General features: G+C 69.7%; 21 protein-coding genes and 1 tRNA gene. 9 read left to right on the top strand and 13 right to left on the bottom strand.

Annotation, left to right across the window (positions count from 1 at the left end; translation table 11 throughout):
• Positions 1-55 precede the first annotated feature (55 nt).
• Positions 56-1,378, top strand: a complete 1,323-nt coding sequence (locus QGN31_RS02105) for an MFS transporter (RefSeq protein ID WP_014943053.1) — start codon at positions 56-58, stop codon at positions 1,376-1,378.
• An 18-nt stretch (positions 1,379-1,396) separates the two neighbouring features.
• On the opposite strand, the gene QGN31_RS02100 is transcribed toward QGN31_RS02105, so the two are convergent.
• The 7 genes from QGN31_RS02100 to QGN31_RS02070 all read right to left on the bottom strand — a co-directional run bounded on the left by QGN31_RS02100 (position 1,397) and on the right by QGN31_RS02070 (position 9,859).
• Entirely contained in the window at positions 1,397-1,858 is a 462-nt protein-coding gene (locus QGN31_RS02100; protein WP_014385948.1) for a TauD/TfdA dioxygenase family protein, read from the bottom strand.
• A gap of 114 nt (positions 1,859-1,972) precedes the next feature.
• Complete coding sequence (locus tag QGN31_RS02095; protein ID WP_008261583.1) at positions 1,973-3,298, bottom strand: UDP-glucose dehydrogenase family protein; 1,326 nt, start codon at positions 3,296-3,298, stop codon at positions 1,973-1,975.
• Positions 3,299-3,394: 96 nt separating this feature from the next.
• Positions 3,395-4,861, bottom strand: coding sequence for a DUF7159 family protein (locus QGN31_RS02090; RefSeq protein WP_420029137.1), 1,467 nt, complete (start codon positions 4,859-4,861; stop codon positions 3,395-3,397).
• A gap of 164 nt (positions 4,862-5,025) precedes the next feature.
• Complete coding sequence (locus tag QGN31_RS02085; RefSeq protein WP_008261587.1) at positions 5,026-6,132, bottom strand: DUF7159 family protein; 1,107 nt, start codon at positions 6,130-6,132, stop codon at positions 5,026-5,028.
• Positions 6,133-6,302: 170 nt separating this feature from the next.
• Positions 6,303-8,573, bottom strand: a complete 2,271-nt coding sequence (locus tag QGN31_RS02080) for a DUF7159 family protein (RefSeq protein WP_050989398.1) — start codon at positions 8,571-8,573, stop codon at positions 6,303-6,305.
• 48 nt (positions 8,574-8,621) lie between these two features.
• A complete protein-coding gene (dcd, locus tag QGN31_RS02075) occupies positions 8,622-9,194 on the bottom strand; it encodes a dCTP deaminase (RefSeq protein WP_008261591.1) in 573 nt (190 codons plus the stop codon).
• Positions 9,195-9,223: 29 nt separating this feature from the next.
• Positions 9,224-9,859: a hypothetical protein gene (locus QGN31_RS02070; RefSeq protein WP_026071149.1), complete on the bottom strand. Its 636-nt coding sequence runs from the start codon at positions 9,857-9,859 to the stop codon at positions 9,224-9,226.
• Between the two features lie 175 nt (positions 9,860-10,034).
• Here QGN31_RS02070 and QGN31_RS02065 point away from each other — a divergent pair.
• Positions 10,035-10,108: transfer RNA gene (locus QGN31_RS02065), tRNA-Gly, on the top strand.
• Between the two features lie 283 nt (positions 10,109-10,391).
• Positions 10,392-11,528 (top strand): LLM class flavin-dependent oxidoreductase, encoded by a 1,137-nt coding sequence (locus QGN31_RS02060; RefSeq protein WP_014943057.1) that lies wholly within the window; start codon positions 10,392-10,394, stop codon positions 11,526-11,528.
• 113 nt (positions 11,529-11,641) lie between these two features.
• Here the strand turns inward: QGN31_RS02060 and QGN31_RS02055 are convergent, their stop codons facing one another.
• Complete coding sequence (locus tag QGN31_RS02055) at positions 11,642-12,421, bottom strand: hypothetical protein (protein WP_014385952.1); 780 nt, start codon at positions 12,419-12,421, stop codon at positions 11,642-11,644.
• A gap of 265 nt (positions 12,422-12,686) precedes the next feature.
• Here QGN31_RS02055 and QGN31_RS02050 point away from each other — a divergent pair, with 265 nt between their 5' ends.
• A complete protein-coding gene (locus tag QGN31_RS02050) occupies positions 12,687-13,493 on the top strand; it encodes a L,D-transpeptidase (RefSeq protein ID WP_014943058.1) in 807 nt (268 codons plus the stop codon).
• A 148-nt stretch (positions 13,494-13,641) separates the two neighbouring features.
• On the opposite strand, the gene QGN31_RS02045 is transcribed toward QGN31_RS02050, so the two are convergent.
• Entirely contained in the window at positions 13,642-14,139 is a 498-nt protein-coding gene (locus QGN31_RS02045; RefSeq protein WP_036389690.1) for a hypothetical protein, read from the bottom strand.
• A 391-nt stretch (positions 14,140-14,530) separates the two neighbouring features.
• On the opposite strand from QGN31_RS02045, the gene QGN31_RS02040 reads away from it, so the two are divergent.
• The 4 genes from QGN31_RS02040 to QGN31_RS02025 all read left to right on the top strand — a co-directional run bounded on the left by QGN31_RS02040 (position 14,531) and on the right by QGN31_RS02025 (position 18,251).
• Positions 14,531-14,869 carry a DUF732 domain-containing protein gene (locus QGN31_RS02040; protein WP_008261601.1) on the top strand — a complete coding sequence of 113 codons (339 nt, stop codon included), beginning with the start codon at positions 14,531-14,533 and terminating at the stop codon, positions 14,867-14,869.
• A gap of 153 nt (positions 14,870-15,022) precedes the next feature.
• Positions 15,023-15,367, top strand: coding sequence for a DUF732 domain-containing protein (locus QGN31_RS02035; RefSeq protein WP_008261604.1), 345 nt, complete (start codon positions 15,023-15,025; stop codon positions 15,365-15,367).
• A gap of 44 nt (positions 15,368-15,411) precedes the next feature.
• Positions 15,412-16,815, top strand: coding sequence for a mannitol dehydrogenase family protein (locus tag QGN31_RS02030; RefSeq protein WP_014385954.1), 1,404 nt, complete (start codon positions 15,412-15,414; stop codon positions 16,813-16,815).
• Positions 16,812-18,251: an FGGY family carbohydrate kinase gene (locus QGN31_RS02025; RefSeq protein WP_008261608.1), complete on the top strand. Its 1,440-nt coding sequence runs from the start codon at positions 16,812-16,814 to the stop codon at positions 18,249-18,251. The genes QGN31_RS02030 and QGN31_RS02025 overlap by 4 nt, the downstream gene beginning before the upstream one ends.
• Here the strand turns inward: QGN31_RS02025 and QGN31_RS02020 are convergent.
• Positions 18,187-19,695 (bottom strand): bifunctional phosphatase PAP2/diacylglycerol kinase family protein, encoded by a 1,509-nt coding sequence (locus QGN31_RS02020; protein ID WP_014943060.1) that lies wholly within the window; start codon positions 19,693-19,695, stop codon positions 18,187-18,189. The two genes, QGN31_RS02025 and QGN31_RS02020, sit on opposite strands and share 65 nt — an antisense overlap.
• 41 nt (positions 19,696-19,736) lie before the next feature.
• Between QGN31_RS02020 and QGN31_RS02015 the strand changes: the two genes are divergently transcribed.
• Positions 19,737-20,510 carry a hypothetical protein gene (locus QGN31_RS02015; protein ID WP_014943061.1) on the top strand — a complete coding sequence of 258 codons (774 nt, stop codon included), beginning with the start codon at positions 19,737-19,739 and terminating at the stop codon, positions 20,508-20,510.
• On the opposite strand, the gene QGN31_RS02010 is transcribed toward QGN31_RS02015, so the two are convergent.
• From QGN31_RS02010 to QGN31_RS02000, 3 genes are all read right to left on the bottom strand, one after another.
• Positions 20,498-21,169: a GAP family protein gene (locus tag QGN31_RS02010; protein ID WP_008261614.1), complete on the bottom strand. Its 672-nt coding sequence runs from the start codon at positions 21,167-21,169 to the stop codon at positions 20,498-20,500. The genes QGN31_RS02015 and QGN31_RS02010 overlap by 13 nt on opposite strands.
• Before the next feature lie 66 nt (positions 21,170-21,235).
• Entirely contained in the window at positions 21,236-21,910 is a 675-nt protein-coding gene (locus QGN31_RS02005; protein WP_008261616.1) for a GAP family protein, read from the bottom strand.
• A gap of 30 nt (positions 21,911-21,940) precedes the next feature.
• On the bottom strand, positions 21,941-22,246 hold the full coding sequence (locus QGN31_RS02000) for a hypothetical protein (protein ID WP_008261617.1): 306 nt from the start codon (positions 22,244-22,246) through the stop codon (positions 21,941-21,943).
• Positions 22,247-22,268: the final 22 nt, after the last annotated feature.

Genomic DNA, 22,268 nt, shown 5'->3' with positions numbered 1-22,268 from the left:
TCGATCGCCGGCGCGGGTGCGCGGAGCTTGACCGGCCGACCATTCGGAGACCTCGATGACGATCGCAGAGCAGGAAAGCACCCGGGCGGCGACCCCGCCCGCAGAGGCGGCACCCGTCCCGGGCATGCGCCGGGTGGCGTTGGCCAGTCTCGCCGGCAGCGTGCTGGAGTGGTACGACTTCTTCCTCTACGGCTTTGCGGCCACCCTGGTCTTCGGTCCGCTGTTCTTCCCGCGCGCCTCGGCCACGGCCGGAGTGCTTGCCGCACTTGGCACTTTCGCGGTGGGGTTCGTCGCCCGCCCTTTGGGCGGGGTCGTCTTCGGGCACTTGGGTGATCGCCTTGGACGCAAGAAGATGCTGGTGGCAACGCTTTTGATCATGGGCATCCCGTCGTTTCTGATGGGGTTGCTGCCCAGCTACAGCGCGATAGGGTGGTCGGCGCCCGCGCTGCTGGTGTTGTTGCGGTTTCTTCAGGGGGTGGGGCTCGGCGGCGAATGGGCCGGCGCGGTCCTGGTGGTCACCGAGACCAGCCCGCCACACCGCAGCGGTTTCTGGGGATCGCTGGTGCAGACCGGGGCGACGCTGGGCCAGGGGTTGGCCACCGGCTCGCTGTTCATCCTGGCCTCGTTGCTGAGCGAACACAGTTTCGTGACGTGGGGTTGGCGGGTGCCGTTCCTGTTCGGGATCGCGCTGAGCGTCGTCGGCCTGTTCATCCGGTTGCGGGTGATGGAATCGCCGGAGTTCACCGCGCTGCACCGCAGCGGCGAACTGTCGCGTTTCCCGTTGCGCGAGGCCGTTCGTCAGCACGGCCGCACCATGCTGGTCTGCTTCGGGGTCTATTTGGGCGGCGTGACCGTCCCGTTCTTCGTCGAGACCGTCTTTCTCACCGGCTACGGCACCAAAAGCCTTGCCCGGCCGGCCTCGTCGGTGCTGCTGGGAATCTCCGCCGTGCACGTCACCGTGTTCTGGGTGCTGACGCTGCTGGGCGGCTGGCTCGCCGATCGGGTCGGCGCGCCGAGGGTGGTCCGCGCGGGCCTACTCGGATTGCTCGTGTTGCCGACGGCGGGGCTGCTGGCCGTCCTCTCCGCCTCGTCGACGGTGGCGGCGCTGCTGATCACCGAGACCTTGATCGGCGCGCCGATGTGGGTCGTGTGGGGCGCGTTGCCCAAATACCTCGCCGAGTCCTTCCCGGCCCGGGTCCGCTACACCGGAATGTCGTTGTCCGGCCAGAGTTCCACCATCATCGGCGGACTCATCCCGTTGCTGCTCACCTCGGTGGTCGCCCACGTGGGCGGGGCGTTGTGGCCGGTAGCGCTGACCACCACCGCGGTGGCGGCGTTCGGGGTGCTCGGCCTGCTGTGGTCGCACCGGAGCCGGTGAGGTCGGGCCCACGCCCTGTCAGGCGGCCCCGAAGAACTGGCCCTCCAACGGCTCCGATGGGCGCCCGTCCGGGCCGACCGGGATGTCGCCGACCAGCGTGATCCGATGCAGCACGCGCTCGTGATCGAGATGCTCGAAGTCGCGCGGCGCGAGATGCAACGTGGCCCGATTGTCCCAGAACGCAACGCTTCCCGGCTCCCACTTGAATCGAACCGAATACTCCGGGCGGGAGATCTGCTCGAACAACAGGTCCAGGACGTGACGACTCTCCCGCGGGGACAGGTCGACGATCTCCTTGGTGAAGAACTGGTGGACATACACCACGCGCTCGTTGGTCTCGGGGTGCACCCGCACCACCGGATGGATTGCCGCCAACGGCTTGCCGCGAACCAGCTCGCCGATCTTCTCGGCGCTGCGTTCGAATGCCAGCGTGGCACCGAACCGGTGCTCGCCGGGAAGCCCGTCGATGAAGCCACGCACCAGTTGTGAAAGGCCTTGGTAGACACCTACGGTGTCGGACTTTTGAGGGTAACGACGATCCGATCCCGCGAGAGGGGTTGAAATCGAACTGAAGGAAAGCCCGCTCTTGTGTCCCTACGGTCGCGGCGCGCCGAGCCGATACACCCGCCAGCCCGCCCGCTGCCACCGGGCGGTGTCCAGGCAGTTGCGGCCGTCGACGATGACGCGGGCGCGCACCCCGTCGGCCAGGTCGTCGGGATCGAGCTCGACGAATTGCCGCCACTCGGTGAGCACCAGCACGGCATCCGCGCGCTCGCAGGCCTCTTCGACCGAGACCGCATAGTTCAGGGTCGGGAACAGGCGCTGCGCGTTGTCCAGCGCCTTGGGGTCATAGACGTTGACCGCGGCGCCGTTGAGCTGCAGTTGCCCCGCCACGTTGAGGGCGGGCGAGTCGCGCACGTCGTCGGATTCGGGCTTGAACGCCGCGCCGAGCACCGCGACGTTGGCGCCCAGCAGCGACCCGCCGCACGCCGCGCTGGCCAGTTCCACCATCCGGGTGCGGCGACGCATGTTGATGCTGTCCACCTCACGCAGAAACGTCAGCGCCTGGTCGGCCCCGAGTTCCCCGGCGCGCGCCATGAATGCCCGGATGTCCTTTGGCAGGCAGCCACCGCCGAAACCCAAACCGGCGTTGAGGAATTGGCGTCCGATGCGGGGATCGTATCCGAGCGCATCCGCCAGCAGGCTGACGTCTGCGCCGGCCGCCTCGCACACCTCGGAAATGGCGTTGATGAACGAGATCTTCGTCGCCAGAAAGGCATTGGCGGAGACCTTGACCAACTCCGCGGTTTGCAGATCCGTCACCAGGAACGGCACCCCCGCGTCCAGCAGCGGACCGTACAGCTCACGAACCGCGGCCTCGGCGCGCACCGAATCCTGGTGGACCCCAAGCACAATGCGGTCCGGGCGCAGGGTGTCCTGCACCGCGTAGCCCTCGCGCAGAAACTCCGGATTCCAGGCGATTTCGACGTCCACCCCGCGCGGCGCCAGCGCGGCGGCGCGTTGGTTCAACTCGGCCGCGGTGCCCACCGGGACCGTCGATTTGCCCACCAACACCGCCGAACTGGTCAACCGGGGCACCAACTCGTCGATCACGGCATAGACGTGGCGCAGATCGGCGCCGTATTCGCCCTTCTTCTGCGGTGTGCCCACGCCCAGGAAGTGCAGGTCGGCGAAGTCGGCGGCCGCGTCGTAGTCGGTGGTGAACCGCAGCCGACCCGCAGCCAGGTTCTCGTTCAACAACTTTCGCAAGCCTGGCTCGTAAAAGGGGATGTCACCCCCGGCGAGCTTGGCCACCTTGCCCGGGTCGATGTCGATCCCGAGGACGTCGTGTCCGAGCGCCGCCATCCCGACCGCGTGGGTGGCACCGAGGTATCCCGTGCCGAACACGGTGCATCGCATACCACTGGTGTAAGCGACCCCGATGAGCTAACCGCGTCGCCGGGCTAAGCGGGAGGCAAACGGAAGATGACGGGTGGCCGCCGCTCCGCCGGCCTATTAAATCCCCGGGATGCCCGGGATGTTGATGCGTGGGCCACCCCCGCCGAATCCGCCGTGACCGTGGCCACCGCCGAAACCGCCGCGCGGCCCGCCGCCGAAGCCGCCGCGCGGGCCACCGGGGAAGCCGTCGTCGTGGTCCCCGTGGCCTCCGCCGTGACCGGGGCCCCACCCGCCACCGGGCGGACCGCCGATGCCTGGGATCGGCAGCGGGATCGGCACCGGAACGGGCGCGACCGGCGGCGGAGCGGGAGCGGGCGGCGGGGCCGCCGGAACCGGGATCGGCGCGGGCGCCACCGGGGCCGGAGCCGGGGCGGCCGGAGCCGGGGCGGGAGCCTCTGGAACGGGCGCCGGCGCCTCCGGGGCGGGCGCGGGAGCCGCCGGCGCCTGGGCAGGCGCCGGAGCCGGGGCCGCGGGCGCCGGGGCGGGCCGAGTGGGCGCGACCACGACGTTCTCATTCGGGCTGGGCCGCACATTCGCCGTCGGGCGGATGGCGATGGCCAGTGAGACGACCAGCGCCACCACGCCGATGACGAAGACCGCCGCCACGGCGCTGCCCACCAACCTGAAGTTGCGCCCGCGATAGTCCGCGCCGACGAGCTCGGTCGCGGCGGTCTGCGAGCCGGTGAAGAAGTCGTCGGGGTCGTCGGGCACGGCGCTGTACGCCAGGGCATCCACCCCGGCGTCGCCGGGTGCGTCGAAGTAGCCGGGCGCCACGGCCAGCGGATTGATCGCGCCGGTGCCGGGATCCTGCGCGTACGCCAGGGCCGCGGTGGACGACGCGAACAGCGGGGCATGCGCCGACGCCAGCGCGGCGCCGCGGGCCAGCGCCGTTTCCGGTTCCTCGGCCGCCGTCAACGGCAGGGTGGTCGCCGCCTCCAGCGCGGGCTTGATCAGCGGGATGTCGATGCCGGAGCCGACGACGAACACGGCGTCCGGGCGGCTTTCCATGTTCTCCGCGCCGGAGACCAGCCGCGTCAGCTCGGCGACGGCCGCCTCGTCGTCTTCGGGAAGGACTTGGCGCCGGACGTCGGCGATGGATCCGTCGGCGCTGTCGACGATCGCCAGCGTTGCGGTGTCGGGCTCGATGTAGAGCAGCGCGGTCTGCGCGTAGTTGGTTCGGTGGCCGACCGCTTGGGCCAGCGCGGCCGCGGCCAGGAAGGCCGAGACCAGCATCACATTTTCGACCTTGTGGGCGGCGAGCTTGTCGCGCAGCGCGGCCGCCTCGACGGGGTCGGTGAAGGTGACCCCGGTCGACGCCAGTTGGTAGCCACCCTCCGCCGCGCCCTGACGCGTCCCCAAGATGGCGGAGACTACCTGGTCCGAGGCGGTGACAGTTGCTGCGTCAGTGGACGTCGTCACGTCGAAATTGTCTTCATCGACGGTCGCACCGTCGCCGTTTTCCCCCTCGACCAGCACCATCCGGACTGCGGTCGGCGCCATCGACACACCAAGTACGGTGTCCAAAGCTCCTCCAATAGTCGGTTGCTAGTCATTCGCGGTGAGGGCGTCGCCGTCGCACGAAATGATGGCGCGTGACATCGCTGAGTCCCCACCGTTATTCCCCTAGTGCCCCGATTTTACGCGTGTTCGGCGGCCGGGGGGTGGGCCGGGACCCGTCCGCGGCGGGGCTAGGGGACCGGAAAATCGGGCCCCAAATGGCGATGCAGCCAGTCGTCCCAGTGTGGGTGGTCGCCGGATTGCGGCGGGGACGGCGCAGGTGCCTGGGGCGCTTCGGGCGTCGGGGCTTCGGGCGGCGCCGGCGCAGGGGGCGGCGGCGGGGGCGGGCCGGTGTTCGGGGGCGACGGGGCCTGCGGAGCGACGACGTTCGTGCTGACCTCCGGTGGTTGGCCCGTGTCCGGATCGCGGCCGAAGACGAGCGCGAGCGCCAACGCGACGAAGCCGGTGACGAAAATGGTCATCACGAGCGCGACGGTGGCCGCCGGCTTTCGGCTGTGCCGCTCGCGTGACCGGGCGGCCCGCGCGTCGGGGTTGTGGGCGGACCCGGTCGCCTCGGTCGAGGAAATCCGCGCGGACGGCATCGTGATCGTCCGCGGCGCGCCCAACCGTGCGTTCGCCGCGGCCAGCGAGGCACCCCGGGCCAGGGCCATCTCGGGTTCCTCAGGCGTGGTCACCGAGAGCGACGTGGCGGCCTCGAGCGTTGGCTTGATCAACGGGATGTCCACGTCCGAGCCGACGAGGAACAGCCCGTCAGGCCGCGCCCGCATTGATTCGGCGCCCGAGACCATCGCCGTCAGCTTCGCCAGCGCGACGTCGTCGCGGCCGGGCAGCGGGTGCCGGTGCACGTCGGTGACGGTCCCGTTGGAGGTGTCGACGACCGCGAGGGTCGCGCTGGTGGGTTCGACGAGCAGCAACGCCGTGCGGGCCCAGTTGGTCGCGCTGCCCATCGCCTGCGCCAGCGCCGCGGCGGCCATCACCGCCGAGACCAGCATCACGTTCTCGATCCTGCGCGCCGCCAACACATCTCGCAGGGCCGCCGCCTCGGCCGGGTCGGTCCAGCTCACTCCGCTCGATTTGAGCTGGTAACCGCCCAGGGCCGCGCTGTCGCGGGTGCCGAGAATGGCCGCGACGACGTGATCCGCGGCGGCAGCTGGGGTCGGGTCGCCGACGACGTCGAAGCCGTCCTGATCGACGGTCACCCCGCCCGCGGCAGCGCCTTCGACGAGCACCATGCGGACTGTCTCCGGTGCCATCGACACACCGAGTACGACCTCCACCGCTCCTCCAAATCGCCAGACGCTTGGTTGCTGTGCTGCGCCAGCACAGCCGCGCCGGCGCCGCATGGGGGTTCGCGACGCCACCCTAGCCTGCTGAGTTATCGGTGGCCGTGACCGCCGAAGCTGTGCCCCATGCGCCGCTTGGTGGGGGGAGGCTCGGCAAACCGAGGCTATTTGTGGCCGCCGCCACCGCCACCGTGACCGCCGCCGAAGCCACCGCCGCCACCGTGACCGCCGCCGAAACCGCCCAGGCCGCCGCCGCTGTGGCCGCCGCCGAAGCCGCCCAGGCCACCGCCGCTATGCCCGCCGCCGAAGCCACCGCCGCCTTTAGGCGCCGGCGCAGCGTGGCCACCGCCAAATCCGCCGCCGGGCGCAGGAGCGTGACCGCCGCCAAGTCCGCCGCCGGGCGCAGGAGCGTGACCGCCGCCAAGTCCGCCGCCGGGCGCAGGAGCGTGGCCGCCGCCGAGTCCGCCCGGGCCGCCCCCACCAGGCTTCGGTACGCCGCCACCCGAACCGGGCGTCGGGACATGGCCGCCACCCGAACCCGGGGTCGGGACATGGCCACCACCGGAACCACCCGAACCCGGCGTCGGGACATGGCCACCACCGGAACCACCCGAACCCGGCGTCGGGACATGGCCACCACCGGAACCACCCGACCCGGGCGTCGGCACGTGACCACCGCCGGAACCACCCGACCCGGGCGTCGGGACATGGCCGCCACCGGAACCGCCCGACCCGGGCGTCGGCACGTGGCCTCCGCCGGAGCCGCCCGACCCGGGCGTCGGGACGTGGCCGCCACCGGAACCACCCGAACCGGGTGTCGGCACGTGGCCGCCACCGGAACCACCCGAACCCGGCGTCGGGACATGCCCACCACCGGAACCCCCCGAACCCGGCGTCGGCACGTGACCGCCACCGGAGTTACCCGGAGCGCCCGGCTTGGGCGGGGTGCCTTCACCGGGAGGCGTTTGATGCGGCGGCGACTGCGGAACGGTGCCGCCCACCTTCGGGGGCGTCGGCGGCTGAGGAATTTGCACCGGCGGTTGCGGCCGCGCCGGTTGAGGGATTGACACGCGCGGCGGTGCCTCGAACAGCGGCGGCCTTACCACCGGGTTGGGAACAGGGATGCGCACCGGCACCGGGACTGGCAGGGGCGGAACCACGACGGGAACGGGGACCACCGGCGGCGCCGCCGGTACGGGAGGGGCTTCCGGCGGCGGAGGCGCGGGCAGCGGGGCCGCGACCGGGGGATTCAACGGCTTGGGGGCCGCCACCGGGGCCGGCAGGCTGATCTTCGCCTCCGGCGCGGACGCCTGCACCGGCGCCGGCGCCTGCTCGGTGGGAACGATCAGGTGCTGGTTCGGGGTGGGCTGCAACGCGACGGTGCCCGTCGTGCGGATCCCGATCGCGAGCGCGATCTCGAGCGCCAACACTGCGCTGATGCCAGCCACCGCCAGCCCGCTGCCGATCAGCAGCGCCGGCCGCCGCTGCGGCTGACTCTCTTCGGGAAGGAAGAGCCGTTCGATGACCACGGTCGGCGAGTCGGCGTCCTCATCGGCCACCGCGCTGTAGGCGAGCTCGTCGTCGCCGGCGTCGGGACCGAACGGGACATAGAGGTACTCGGGCAGGGAGTGCTGGTCGACGGCGCCGGTGCCGGGGTCCTGCGCATAGGCCAGCGCGGCGGTCGAGGAGGCAAACAGCGGGGCATTCGCCGACGCCAGCGCCGCGCCGCGGGCCAGCGCCGTCTCCGGCTCCTCGGCCACGCTCACGTCGAGCGCCGTCGTCGTCTGCAGCGCCGGCTTCAACGGGGCGACATCGACGCCCGAGCCCACCACGAACAGCCCGTCCGGGCGGTATTCCAGCTTCTCCAGCCCGGCGACCATTCCGCTGAGCTGCTCGGCGGCGGCGCCGTAGGACTCGGCATGGATCTGCTGCTTGTACACATCGGGGATGGAGCCGTCGGAGGTCTCCACGACGGCCAGCGTGGCGGTATCGGGCTCCACCAGGAGTACGGCGGTGCGTTCGTAACCCATTGCGCCGCCGACGTTTTGCGCGAGCGCCGCCGCGGCAAGAAACGCCGAGACCAGCATCACGTTGTCGAGCCGGTGAGCGGTCAGCGCGTCGCGCAGGGCGGCAGCTTCGAACTGATCGGTCCACGTCACCCCGATGGACGACAGCTCGAGGCCGGCATCGGCGGCACCCTCACGGGTGCCCAAGATCGCCGAGATCACCCGGTCGGACGCGCTCACGGTCGCCGCGTCGTCGGCGCCGGTGACGTCGATCGCGTCCTCTTCTACCGTGGCGCCGTCGGCGTATTCGCCTTGCAGGACAACCATTTGGATCGACGACGGTGCCATCGACACCCCGAGCACGATATCCAAAACAAACCCCTCCAAAGGCATTGCGGTGAACCACGGCCAGGCGGAGGTAAAAACCATGGCTAACTAAGTATCGCGCAGAACGGGGGCGAGCGGGCCCCGCAGAACCTATGTAGACGATATGAAGTTCTGATAGGAGCGCGACGGCGTGGGTCCTCGCTGGCCCTGGTACTTCGAGCCCACTCTCGAACTGCCGTAAGGGTGTTCGGCCGGGCTGGTCAACCGCAAGATGCACAGCTGACCGATCTTCATGCCCGGCCACAGCGTGATCGGCAGGTTCGCGACGTTGGACAGTTCGAGGGTGATGTGACCGCTGAAGCCGGGATCGATGAAGCCGGCGGTCGAATGCGTCAGCAGGCCGAGGCGGCCCAGCGACGACTTGCCCTCCAGCCGTCCCGCGAGGTCCTCGGGCAACGTGATGAGCTCCAGCGTCGAGCCGAGCACGAACTCGCCGGGATGCAGCACGAACGGCTCCCCCTCGACGGGCTCGACAAGGGTGGTCAGCTCGTCCTGCTGCTTGGCCGGGTCGATGTGGGTGTAGCGGGTGTTGTTGAACACCCGGAACATGCAGTCGAGGCGAACGTCGATGCTGGACGGCTGCACCAGGGCGTCGTCGAAGGGGTCGATGCCCAACCGGCTGGCGCTGATTTCGGCCCTGAGGTCGCGATCGGAGAGCAGCACGCGACGAGCCTATCTGCTGGGCAGCGGGTTCAGCGGAGATAGACCTCGTCGCCGGTCGGATATCCGCCGCCGGTGGTCGTGACGTGCACGTGGTCGTAGTGGCCGAGCCGGCTGGCCTGCGCTCCGCCGGGGGTGTAGTAGACGCCGCGCCAGATCGCGTCCTGGATCCCGAACCGGGTGGCGTTCTGCATCACGTAGGCGACGATGGAGTTTCCCAGCGCGATGCCCTCCGCGCTGCCGGGGTTGGGGATCATGACGTCGAGCGCCAACCCGCGGGGATGCCAGGGCAGCGAATCTGGCCGCACCCCACCGATCTCGTGGATCTGGGGGAACTCCGCGCTGATGCTGCGCTCGACCAAGATCGTGCGGACCTGTAGGCCCTGCTCCGGCGCGACGCCGGCGGGCAGGAAGCGCGATCGCGTGTGGTAGCGCGATGCCGCGGCGGGCTCGCCGTCAACCAGCGCTTTAGCGGGCCGCTTCGACGCGGCTGTCACGATTTGCACGCAACAGGGGGCGGGCTCGCTGATAACGGGTTTGGCCTGGTTGTGCGGTGCAAATGGATGGACGTCGGCGGACACCGCGAAGAACACCGCCGCGGGGGCGAGCACCGCAGCCAGGACCACTGACGGTTTACGTCGCTTCCTGGCTAATTCGTGTCGACCCACCCGGAGCACATTACGTTGCGATAACGAAATAATAAATCTGAGCGTTATGAGAATAGTTAGATAGGCGTCTTAGATTTCGCGTGTCCGCTCTTAGGACCCGGTTGCCGGGGGAGGTCAGGCCTCCTGGGCGCGCCGGCGGGCGCGGTGCTGGATGCTAGCCTTCTGAGGCGACTGTGCCGATGTAGTTCAATGGCAGAACATCAGCTTCCCAAGCTGAATACGCGGGTTCGATTCCCGTCATCGGCTCCACATCCACCAGCGGTAACGCTTTCACATGCTGGGCAGCGCGGCCCGGGCACCGAATCTCTTCCTTGGTCGAGGCGACGCCACGGCGATCGGCGGGCCATGCGCAGTCTGGCCACAGAGCCGCGCGCGATGGCTAGTCCCGTTTGCTCGGCCCTACATAACGTTGGCGGCGTGATACGGCACCCACGGCGCGGCTGTCCATGCCGGCGCTAGGGCAACGACCGCTGCTAAGTCTCACCGCTGGCCACCATGCGGTCTTCCGCCGCGTCAACCGGGGGGCGAGGCAGTGAAGTTCGGTGTCGTCGAAGCGCCACTGCATAGCCGGTTCGGGCCGACGGCGGCGGCCGAAATGGGTTATCGGGTAGCCATGCTGACCGGTGCTGATTCGTACTGGCTGCCCGACCATCTCAATGCCTTTTTGCCGCGAGCGGTGATGACGCCGAAGTACAGCGGGATAGCCCGACTGGCGCCCCATGCGGACGCATTCCTGGAGCCGTGGACGACGCTCGGGCACCTCGCCGGCCGGCATCGTTTCAACCGGATGCGACTGGGCACCTGCGTGACCGACACCGGCCGCCGGAATCCGGCCGTGACGGCGCAGGCCGCGGCGACGCTGCACCTGATGACCCGGGGCCGCGCGGTCCTCGGGATCGGAACCGGGGAACGCGAAGGCAACGAGCCATATGGGGTGGACTGGTCCAAGCCGGTGGCCAGATTCGAGGAGGGGCTGGCGACGATCCGTGCGCTGTGGAACTCCAACGGGCAGTTGGTGAATCGAGATTCGGAATGGTTCCCCCTGCGCAACGCGATTTTCACCTTGCCTGCCGTCAAAGGCAACCGGCCGCAGATCTGGGTGGCCTCGCACGGACCGCGGATGTTGCGGGCGACGGGTCGCTACGCCGACGGGTGGTTCCCAGTGGCGATCGTTAGCCCGGAACGGTACGCAACCGGGTTGGAACAGGTTCGCGCGGCCGCCGACGACGCCAACCGGGATCCGTACTCCATCGTCGCCGCGATCACGCAGTTCGTCGTGACCGGGCGCAGTACGGCCGAGGTCGACGACGCCTTGGAGTCAGTGCCCGCCCGCACGTATGCCCTCCTTCTCCCGGATGTGGAATGGGCCGAGCACGGCGCCCGTCACCCGATGGGAGAGGGATGCACCGGATATCAGGACCTCCTGCCGCAGCTACTCGACGAGGCGACGACGCTCGCCCACATCGATGCGGTACCGCGGGCTTTGATGCGGCGATGCCTGCTCAGCGGAACACCTGACGAGGTCCTCGATCAGCTCGCCACCTACCGCGATCACGGTGTCCGGTATCCGACGCTGCTCAACATGAGCACCATCCAGCCCCAACTCAGTCGCGGGCTGTCCAGCGCGTTGCCCTTCATGAAGATCCTCCGCGGAATCGCGAGGCTGTGAAAGCACCGAACCTGGCTTGTCCCAACGGTTTTGCGCGCCTGTCGAGGGTGCCGACGCGTTGGCCTGCCCTACCCGGCTCAGCGATCCCGTGGCGGTGCCGCCCGACGCTTCAACTACACCCCGGCGTTGACCGGCGCGGGCGCCTGTGTAGTCGCCCCGGCGCGCCTGGTCAGGTAATCGACCTGGAGATAAATGGCGTAGAGGACGAAGACCGGCAGGATCATGTAGGGGACGTTCTCCCCGACCAGCTTGAAACACAGGCCGTAAGCGCCCTGGCCGATGTCGTTGAAGCCGGTGCGGATTTCGCTGACGTAATAGACGAGGGTCCCGGTGAGCAGCACCGCGACGCCGAAGAACGTCAGCCAAAGACACTTGATCCGCGACTCGTCGGGTAAATCCTTGCGCAACAAACGAAGCCACACGATGGTGAGCATGATGCCGACGAGCACCGCGCCGAATTCCAGGCCGAAGATCCACGGGTCGTCGCTGCGGTAGCGGGTATCGGCCAGGCCGTACTGCCACCACAGCCACCGCCACCCGGGGTCCGTGGTGGCGGTCCACAGGTTGAACGGGTGACCGAGCAAGAACGGCAACTCATATGTCAGCTGGCTTCCCGCCGTCAGAGGGATGTAGATCAGTGTCAGCTCGGCCGCAAGCTGCAGACGGGATCGCTGCTCTCCCCTTCCCTTCCAGAACAGGATGAGCGGCAGCAGCAGCACCGGGATGCCGAAGATCAAATTCGCCGCCACATCCACCGTCAGCGTCGGGGGTAGCAGCCGGGTGGCCTCCGCAATGGTCATGAAGACGAAGACGACGCCGACGACCGTCAGCAGGCCTACATAGGCGCGCTGACGGTGCGGTGCAAACGGACGAGCGAGGTCCGGTGATTCCATGACGCAACCTCTGATTCGACAGCCGGTGTCAAGTAGTTGATATCAGCCAGTTGACCATATTGCCGGCGCGATCCATCGTCAACAGCTCCGCTGATCGCTTCGCTGGAAGCGCCCGCGTCCCGTCGCCAGGCCGCCGAACCAAACCTCCCGTTGTCAAAACGTGACCGTTGCGTGGCCGAATATCCACGTGCCCTTGCGCTTTCGCAGGTCAGACGCCATTTATCATCCCTATTGCAACGATGTCAGTTAAAAGGGAATTGAGGCCATGCGGACCGGTGTTCGGTGTGTTCTTGGGGTCGTCGGGGTCGCTGCCGGAATGGTCGTAGCGCCGGCCGGTGTGGGCCTCGCGTCGGCCAACCTGTCGCATGGTCCTGCCATCGCGTCGGTTTCACCGGCGCGCGGCGAGGTCGTGGGCGTGGCGCATCCCGTGGTGGTGACGTTCCGTGGTCCGGTCACCGACCGGAGCGCGGCCGAGCGGGCGGTTGAGGTCAAGTCGACGCCCGCGATGACGGGCAAGTTCGAATGGCTCGACAACAAGGTCGTCCAGTGGGTGCCCGATCGATACTGGCCGGCGCACAGCACAATTGCGCTGACGGTGGGCCAGGCGACCTCGGAGATCAAAACCGGTCCCGCCGTCATCGGGGTGGCCAGCATCTCGCAGCACACGTTCACCGTGAGCATCGACGGGGCCGAGGCGGGACCGCCGACCCAACTCCCGGCGCCGCATCATCGCCCGCACTTCGGGGAGCAGGGCGTGATGCCGGCCTCGCTCGGCAGGCCGGAATACGCGACGCCGGTCGGCTCGTACACCGTGCTCTCGAAAGAGCCTGCGGTGACCATGGATTCGAGCAGCGTCGGCATCCCCGTCGACGACCCCAACGGCTACCTGCTCACGGTCAACTACGCCGTCCGCATCACCAACCGCGGACTGTTCGTGCACTCGGCCCCCTGGGCCGTCCAATCACTGGGGCTCGAGAACGTCAGCCACGGCTGCATCAGCCTGAGCCCCGATGACGCCGAGTGGTACTACAACCACGTCAACGTCGGCGACCCGGTGATCGTCCAGGACTAGCGCCTCAGTCAGACCGGGCTGCGTCAAGCGGCCCTCGCAAACGAAGCTCCGCACCCACATGCAAGACGGGTGCGGAGCTTCGATTGTGTTGGGGCACGCAACGGAACGGGCCCGCTGGTAGGAACCAGGGGCCCGCACACGTTCGGGCTCAGCTCGCGGGGCCCGGGCGAATCGGCTGACCGGACGTCGGCCCGCCGGTGGGCGCCGGGCCGGTCGGCGCGTCCTTCACCCCGGCCATGTCGATGATCGGAGCGGCCGCCTCCAAGGGAGCACCCGCCACCGGCCCGCCCAGGGCGATCAGCGGCGCACCGGCGGGCACCACCGGCACCGGCGGCACGACCGGCACGGGCGGCGCGAGCGGCAGTGGCGGCACGATCGGCACCGGAGCACCGAGCGGCACCGGTCCGGGCACGGCCATGGGCACGCCGGACATGTCAGTGAGCGGCGCCGCGCACATGTCCGCCGGCGCGCCCGCGGCCACGGGACCTCCGGCGGCCGGCGCCGCGTCGCCCGCTTGCCCCTGGATGCACGCGTGGCCGCCCGTTATCAGCGGGGCGGCCGCCGCGTCGGGGCTCAACGCTATAGCTGCTCCGCACAACCCAGCGCCGGCAACTACTTTCATGTTGAACCGATCGACGATCGCCATCAGCGCCAACTCTCCTTCATTCACGCTCAGCTATTTCCGCAATCAATCAGTGCAGCAGGCCCGCCTAGCCGTACCGAGGCCGTCCTTCACGACCGGGCCAATTGTCAGCAGCCGACACGCGACACGAGCCACGCCGCACCGCGCCGTTTCCAAATGGTGACGTCACAACGCTGTCACGAATCGGAACACCGCCGACGGACATCGCTGACCTGCGCCGACACGCATGCGTTCTGGGGCTTCTCCCGGGGTCGGCCGCCGACTTCGAATCCCGCGGACTTTATTTACCCGCAGGTCATTCACAGGGAATTTTTGATGCACAAAGTCTGTCCAGGAGGTTACATAGAAGTGAACACCGTGAGAGCAACCGTTGACAGACAGAGGGGAAGGGCATATGTCACCACGTCGTCTAGCTGGCGGTTTCATCGCCTCGGCGCTGTTCGGTGCCCCGCTTCTCGCCGGCCTCGTCTGGGCCAGCCCCGCGCAGGCCGACGCGGCCAGCTTTCTCAATGACATGCACAAGGACGGGATCCACGCCGTGACCGGCGGCGACGCCGCACTCCTGGAGGCGGGCCTGAACATCTGCCAGCAAATTTCCTGGGGCGCCCCGCCCGCGCAGCTCGAGGGCCTGGCGCTGCAGCGCTCCGACGAACGACAGGGAGCCGGCGGCCTCAGCCCCCAGCAGGCCGGCGACATCGTCGTCTTCGCCATGCGCGATCTGTGCCCAAGCTAGCCACGCCGAGCTGAGTCCTCGCACACCGCGCGCGCAGCCGCGCGGCCAGTCTTCGCCGACTATTCATCCTCCGGATCTCCCGCGCGGCGGTCCATGCACTTTTGTGTAAAGGTGCATCATCCGCATCGCGCAAAGACACAAGGAGAACGTGGGATGGCGGCACGCAGGCTGCACGGCCGGTTCATCGGAGCGGCGCTGACGTTGGGTCCACTTCTGATCTCGGGAATTGCCTGGGCCGGCCCGGCGCGGGCCGACCAGGCCGCCTTCCTCAACGACCTGCACAACGCCGGGATCCACGCCGTCGACGGCGGCGACGACGCGCTGTTGCAGATGGGCGCGGATCTGTGTCAGCAGCTTTCGTGGGGCGCTTCGCCGCAGCAGCTGGAGCTGCTGGCGCTGCAGCGCTCCGATGCCGACCAGGGCTCCGGCGGGATCAACGGCCGCCAGGCCGCCGACGTGGTGATCTTCGCCCTGCGCGACCTCTGCCCCAACGCCTAGCAATCAGCTAGCCGCAGCGGACTCCGCGCTAAGGTGACACTCGAGTGAAGCTGAACGCACGGAACCTGACCGGTCTCGACATCCCCGTCCCGACCTATGACCGCAGCCAAATCGGCATCGGCATAGCGCATTTCGGTGTCGGCGGCTTTCACCGCGCCCACCAGGCTATGTACATCGACCGGCTGCTCAACGCCGGGCTCGCGCGGGACTGGGGCATCTGCGGTGTCGGCGTGCTGCCGGGCGACCAACAGATGCGCGACGCGCTGCGCGACCAGGACCACCTGTACACGCTGACCCTCGAACACCCCGACGGCACGCGGGAACCGCGGGTCATCGGCTCCATCGTCGACTTCCGTTATGCGCCTGAGGATCCCGACGCGGTCATCGAACTGCTCGCCGCCCCGGCAACCCGGATCATCTCACTCACCATCACCGAGGGCGGCTACCAGCCGCCCCTGAGCGCGGTGTTCGGGTTGGTGACCGAGGCGTGCGACCGGCGCCGGGCGCGCGGCCTGCCCTCCCCCACCGTCGTGTCCTGCGACAACATCGTCGGCAACGGGGACACGGCGCGGCGCGCATTCACGTCCTACGCACAGCGCACCAATCCCGAACTCGCACAGTGGATGAACCAGAAGACACGCTTTCCCAACTCGATGGTCGACCGGATCACGCCCGTGACCACGCCGGACGTGGCCGAGCGGCTGGAGGCCGAATACGGCGTGCGCGACGCCCGGCCCGTGGTGGCCGAGCCGTTCGCCATGTGGGCGATCGAGGACGACTTCGCCGACGGGCGCCCGCCCCTGGACCAGGCCGGTGTGCAGCTGGTCGACGACGTCGCGCCGTACGAGGCAATGAAATTGCGGTTGCTCAATGCCGGCCATCAGGGCCTGTGCTACTTCGGATACCTGGCCGGATACCGCCTGGTGCACGAGGCCGCCCAGGATCCGGTGATCGCCGAATTCCTGGCCCGCTACCTGGATTCGGAGGCCATGCCGACGCTGACACGAATCCCGGGGCTGACCGAGTTCCGCAACCAACTACTCCCCCGGTTCGCCAACGCCTACGCGCGCGACACCGTCGCCCGGCTGTGCACCGACTCCTCGGACCGCATCCCGAAATGGCTGCTGCCGGTCGTGCACGACAATCTGCGCACCGGCGGTCCGGTGCGGCTGTCCGCGGCGATCGTCGCGAGCTGGGCCCGCTACGCCGAGGGCGTCGACGAACAGGGCCAACCGATCGAGGTGATCGACCGGCTGTCCGACACGTTGGTGCCGCTCGCCCGCTCGCAACGCGACGACCAGGACGCGTTTCTGGCCAACCGCCCGGTGTTCGGCGACCTCATCGACGCCCCGCGCTTCCGCGACGCCTACCGGTGGACCCTGGACTGCCTGCACCGCCGCGGCGCGCGCGCCACGCTGCGGGCCCTGGTCGGGGACGACGCGTCATGACGCTGGTCGCCGGGATCGACTCCTCGACGCAATCCTGCAAGGTGCTGGTGTGCGACGCCGAGACCGGAGCGGTGGTCCGCGAGGGCCAGGCCGGCCACCCGAGCGGGACCGAAATCGACCCGCGCGCTTGGGAATCCGCCGCGCGAGAGGCCATTGCGAACGCGGGCGGGCTGGATGGCGTCGATGCTGTGGCCGTCGGCGCGCAGCAGCACGGCATGGTGTGCCTGGACGAAACCGGCGCGGTGGTGCGGCCCGCGCTGCTGTGGAATGACGTGCGCTCGGCCGACGCCGCGCACGCCCTCGTGCGCGAGCTGGGCGGGGCGCGCGCGTGGGCCCAAGCCGTCGGCGTCGTGCCGCTGGCCGCGATTACCGTGGCGAAGTTGCGCTGGCTCGCCGACCACGAGCCGCGCCACGCGGACCGCACCGCGGCGGTCTGCCTGCCCCACGACTGGCTGACGTGGCGGTTGCGCGGTGACGCCGACATCGCGGGGCTGACGACCGATCGCAGCGACGCCAGCGGCACCGGCTACTACGACGCCGCCACTGGCGACTACCGCCTCGATCTGCTGGAACTGGCGCTGCGCGGCCGACGTCCGCGGCTGCCCACCGTGCTGGGCCCATCCGACGGGACAAGCAGTGGCACAACACTATTCGGTGCGGGTCTGGGCGACAACGCCGCCGCGACGCTGGGCCTCGGCGCCCAAGAGGGCGACGTGATCGTCTCGATCGGCACGTCGGGGGTGGTGGCCGCGGTCACCGCGGATCCGGTCCGCGACGACGCGGGGTATGTCGCCGGATTCGCCGACGGCACCGGGCGCTACCTTCCGCTGGTGTGCACGCTCAACGGCGCGCGGGTGCTCGACGCCGCGGCCGCGATGCTGCGGGTCGATCACGACGAGCTGTCGACGCTCGCGCTGTCGGCGCCCCCGGGCAGCGAAGGTGTGGTCATGGTTCCCTACCTCGAAGGTGAGCGAACACCCAACCGGCCCAACGCAACCGGGGCATTGCACGGCCTGCGGGTCTCCAACGCGAACGCGGCCAACCTGGCCAGGGCCGCGGTGGAGGGACTGCTGTGCTCGCTCGCCGACGGCGTCGCGCATCTGGCCGCGCGCGGTGTCGTCGCGCGCCGCATCCTGCTGGTCGGCGGCGGCGCGCAATCCAGGGCGCTGCGCGAGATAGCGCCGGCAGTGTTCGGCATGCCGGTGCTGGCGCCCGCCCCGGCGCAGTACGTCGCGGCGGGCGCGGCGCGGCAGGCGGCCTGGGCGCTGAGCGGCTCGCCCCGGCCGCCTGCGTGGGAGCCGCCGCCGACGCACGAATACACCGCCGAACCCTCGCCCGAGGTGCCCGCCCGCTACGCGCGGGTGCGCGATCTCACCGAGGGGGCCGCGCGTCGGGAAGCGGACGAAACACCGGAAGGATCCGGTATTTCGCGGTGAAGCGGGCCTGGTCGTATTTGTCCCCGACCTCGCCGTCGCGGGCAACGGTCGTGGGGCCGTCGACGGCGCTGAAGCTGAATTCGGGCACCTGTAACTCGTGGTAGAGCGGGCTGCGTTCCAGCCGGCCCAGCGCCAGCGCGGTCAGGATCCGGGTCCTGGCCCATGGCCGGCCCGCCTCGAGGATGCGAACATCGATCAGGCCGTCGTCCATGCGGGTCCGCCGCGCCGGCGCGAAACCGGTGGGCAGGTACAGCGAATTGCCCAGGAAGAACAGCGAAGTCAGCAGGGTCTTGTTGTCGTAACAGATGCGCACCGGCTCTTCCTTGCGCAGCGTGCGCAGCATCGCGTAAAGACCGGCCAGCGGCTTGCCGATGCGCTTCTCGAGCTTTTCGCGCCGCCGCACGAACGCCGGGTAGGCGCCGATGCTGGCGGTGTTGAGCACCATCTGAGAGTCGTTGAGGCACACCAGGTCCACGCACGCCACGCTGCCGCGCCGAATCGCGTCGACGGTCTTGGCCACGGTGTCGCAGCCGATGTCCTTGGCGAAGTGGTTGAACGTGCCGGCGGGGAAGACCGCCAGCGGGAGCCCGGCGTCGATGGCCACCCCGGCCGCGGCCGCCACCGTGCCGTCGCCACCGCCCACCGCGAGCACCTCGGCGCCGGCGGCCGCGCCACGCAAGACCTCGACGGGGTCGTCGTCGGGACCCAGCTCGCGGATGTCCACCTTCGGCAGCTCGGCGCGCACCTCGTCGAGCACGCGGGCCCCGCTGCCGCTGCCCGACTCCGGGTTGATGACCAGGACCACGCCGGCGCCGTCGGGCCGCGGCGGCGTCTCGACGCGCAGCGGTTCCGTTCGCGGAAGGGCGGTTTCGACGATCGGCGGCACGAGGCGGCCACCCAGCACGGCCAGGCCGGACCCGATCCAGAACCCGGCGACGACGTCGCCCGGGTAATGCGCGCCGGTCGCCACCCTCGACAGGCCCACCAGCCCGGCCAGCAGCGCCAGCCCGAAGCCCAGCGGCGGGTTCTCCAGGCCGACCCCGACGGCGAACGCGGCCGCGCTGGCCGAATGCCCCGACGGCAGGGAATTCGACGTCGGGCGGCGGCGGACCTGCCGGACGAGGGGCACCAAGTCGTAGCCGGGACGCGGGCGCCGCCGGATGCGCTTGGCGAACTGGTTGGTGACCAGGCTGGTGGCGGCCAGCGTCACCAGCCCGCGGGTCGCGCCGCGCTGCGCGCTGTGCCTGCCGGTGGCCAGCAGGGCCGCGCCGATGGCCAGCCACAGCTTCGAATGGTCGGCCGCGCGCGTCAACCGCGGCATGACCGTGTCCAGCAGCGGGGTGTCCGTCTCGGCGATCGCGTCGAACAGCTCGCGATCCAGCGTGCCGAGTCCTCGGGTGATCTGTTTGACGCCGCGCGCGCGTCGCCAGGGCCGCCTGTTCATTCGCTCCACCCTAACCATGGGTGACAATCGAACGGAAAGACATGGACGCACAGGGCTATTGCACGAGATGGCGGGAGAACGCCGAGCGCCGCGGCGTGCCCCCGCACGCGCTCGCCGAGATCAGCCGGCGCCACGACATCACGCGCGCCAGCTTCGTGGTCCTCGCGAGGATGCAAGAGATCAAGGACCCGGCCGGCCAATCCTTCTTCCTGCTGCCGCCCAGCGCCGGCGGGGGCGACGCTCGCGCGGCGGCGCTGATGACCTACATCCTGAACGCCGGCAGCGATTACGGCGCGGCGGGCAAGCGACCCACCGACTTCCCGGCCACCCCCCACTGCGCCGCCGAGGTGACCCGAATCCGCTTGCGGCAGCAGGCAAACGGCTGGAGCTACACCCGCAACGTCCCGTTCGTGCACCGCAACGGGGGGCGCCTGGTCACCACCCCCAACGGCATGCTGATGGGGTTGGGCGGCAACTGGATCCAGCGGCTGTTCAGCCAGCGGGGCGGCACCACGTGGGGCGATATCTTCATGGTGAACCTGGGCCGGCTCGACGACCCAGCAGAGCAGCTGTGCCGGGTCGTCGCCTCCGGGCACACCTGGTGCCTTGACGGGCACGGCGCGCCGCGCTGCACCCGGCTGGACCTGGACCGGGTGCTGCACCACGAAGAGCGGCACGCGCAGCAATGGGCGGCCCGCGGCTATCTGGGCATGCTCACCGGCTACGGTCGGGAGTTGTTCCGCGAGTTGGTCTTTGGGGCGACCAACAGGCTCGAAGCCGACGCCGGCCTGGCCGACGGCGGCTACAGGGCGTGAATCCCGTGGTAGAGCACCATCGCGCCGATCACCACCAAGACGGCCGCGAGCAGGGCGGCGTTGTTGCGGTCCATCCAGTCCTTGAGGCGCGCCAACGTGTCGTCGAGGCGGCTGCCGGCGGCCACGTAGGCCAGGATCGGGATCGCGACGCTTGAGGCCGCGATGGCGACGAAGAACGCGGCGGCCGCCCAGTCGCCGGCGACGCCGAGCCCGCTGGTGCCGATCCCCAATCCGGCCGGGACGCAGATGAGCGCCACGTCCGGGCGCACGAGGGCTAGCACCGCGCCGGTGATCCCGGCGCGGGCCGGGGTGATGTTGGCGAACGAGCGCATCCACGCCGGCGACTCGGATTGGTCGTTTCGGCGGAGCCACCGGTAAACGCCGAACGCGATCAGCGCCGCGCCCAGCACCACGCGCAGCCACGACGACCACCGCGGCGGCGCCTTGTCCAAGCCGCCGAGCAGCCCGGAGGCCGCGACGGCCAGCGCCGTCAGCGCGGCCAGGCTGAGCAGCCAACCGCCCAGGAACGCCAGGCTGCTCGGCCGCGGCCGCGGCGCCTGCAGCACCAGCACCGCCGGGATGACCGTGAGCGGCGACAGCGAGATGACCAGTCCGAGCGGAACGAGCCCGGTCAGCACCGTGCCCCAGCTTCCTGCCATGGGCGGCATCCTCCCATTGCCGTGCCGAAGTGACGCCGAAACGCGCCGGAGTCGGCCGAACGCGGGTCAGGCCAGCGCGCGAATCCCGTTGTAGAGCACGATCAACCCGATCAGGAACAGGATCACGGCCAGCATCGCGTCGTGGTTGGCCTCCATCCAGGCCTTGAGACGTTCCAGCGTTCCCTCGAAGCGGTCACCCGAGCCGGCATAGGCCAGGATCGGGATCGCCACCGTCGACGCGGCGACGACGACGAAGATCGCGGCCGCGACCAACTCGCCGCCGGCGCTCAGGCTGCTGTTGCCGACGGCCAAACCCGCCGCCGCGCACAGGATGAGCACCTCGGGCCGCAGCGGCACCAGGACCGCCCCCACCACCCCGGCGCGCGCCGGGGAGAGCGTGGAAAACGACCGCATCCACCGCGGCATGCTGCGGTGGCGGTGCCGGGTGAACCAGTGGAACGCCGCGAGCGCGAGGAGCGCCACCCCGAAGACCAGGCGCACCCAGGACGCCCATTTCGGCGGGGTCGCATGGAAGCCGCTGAGCGCCTCCGAGCCGGCGACGAACGCCGCCGTGAAGGCGACCAGCCCCACCAGCCAGCCGCCGAGGAAGGCGAGACTGGCCGGGCGCGCCCGGGGCGCGTGCAGCACGAGCACCGCGGGGATGACCGTGATCGGTGACAGCGCAATGACGGCCGCCAGCGCGACGAGCTTGCTCAGGACCGAGGCCCAACTTGCGTCCACGGGCAGCAATCATCGCATTGCGCGGTGCGGTCAGGCTTTGCGGCGCAGCGTCCAGGCCGGCACCCAGTGCGTCACGGTCTTGCGCCGGGATCCGTAGGCGACGGGATAGGTCACCAGGCCCCACCAGTCGCCCTGCTCGCACAGGGCCCAGCAGCTCAGCCGGCCCTCGACGACCTTGTGCAGCTGCAGCCCGTTGGGCTGATAGCGCCCCGAGCGGTGCGGCTCACGCGGGAACAGCACCGTCAGGTCGACCAGGACGGCGATGGGCGGGCGGACCGCGCGAAACGGGTCACGGACCGGTTGGCCGTTGTACCCGATCGATGCGAGCCGTCCCATTGATCGATCATACGTTCGAATC

Origin of the sequence: Mycobacterium sp. 2-64 (assembly GCF_035918375.1) — a bacterium.
GTDB classification, from domain to species: domain Bacteria; phylum Actinomycetota; class Actinomycetes; order Mycobacteriales; family Mycobacteriaceae; genus Mycobacterium; species Mycobacterium intracellulare.
Note: the sequence above shows the minus strand (reverse complement) of the source record. Positions and strands in the feature narration are given on the sequence as shown.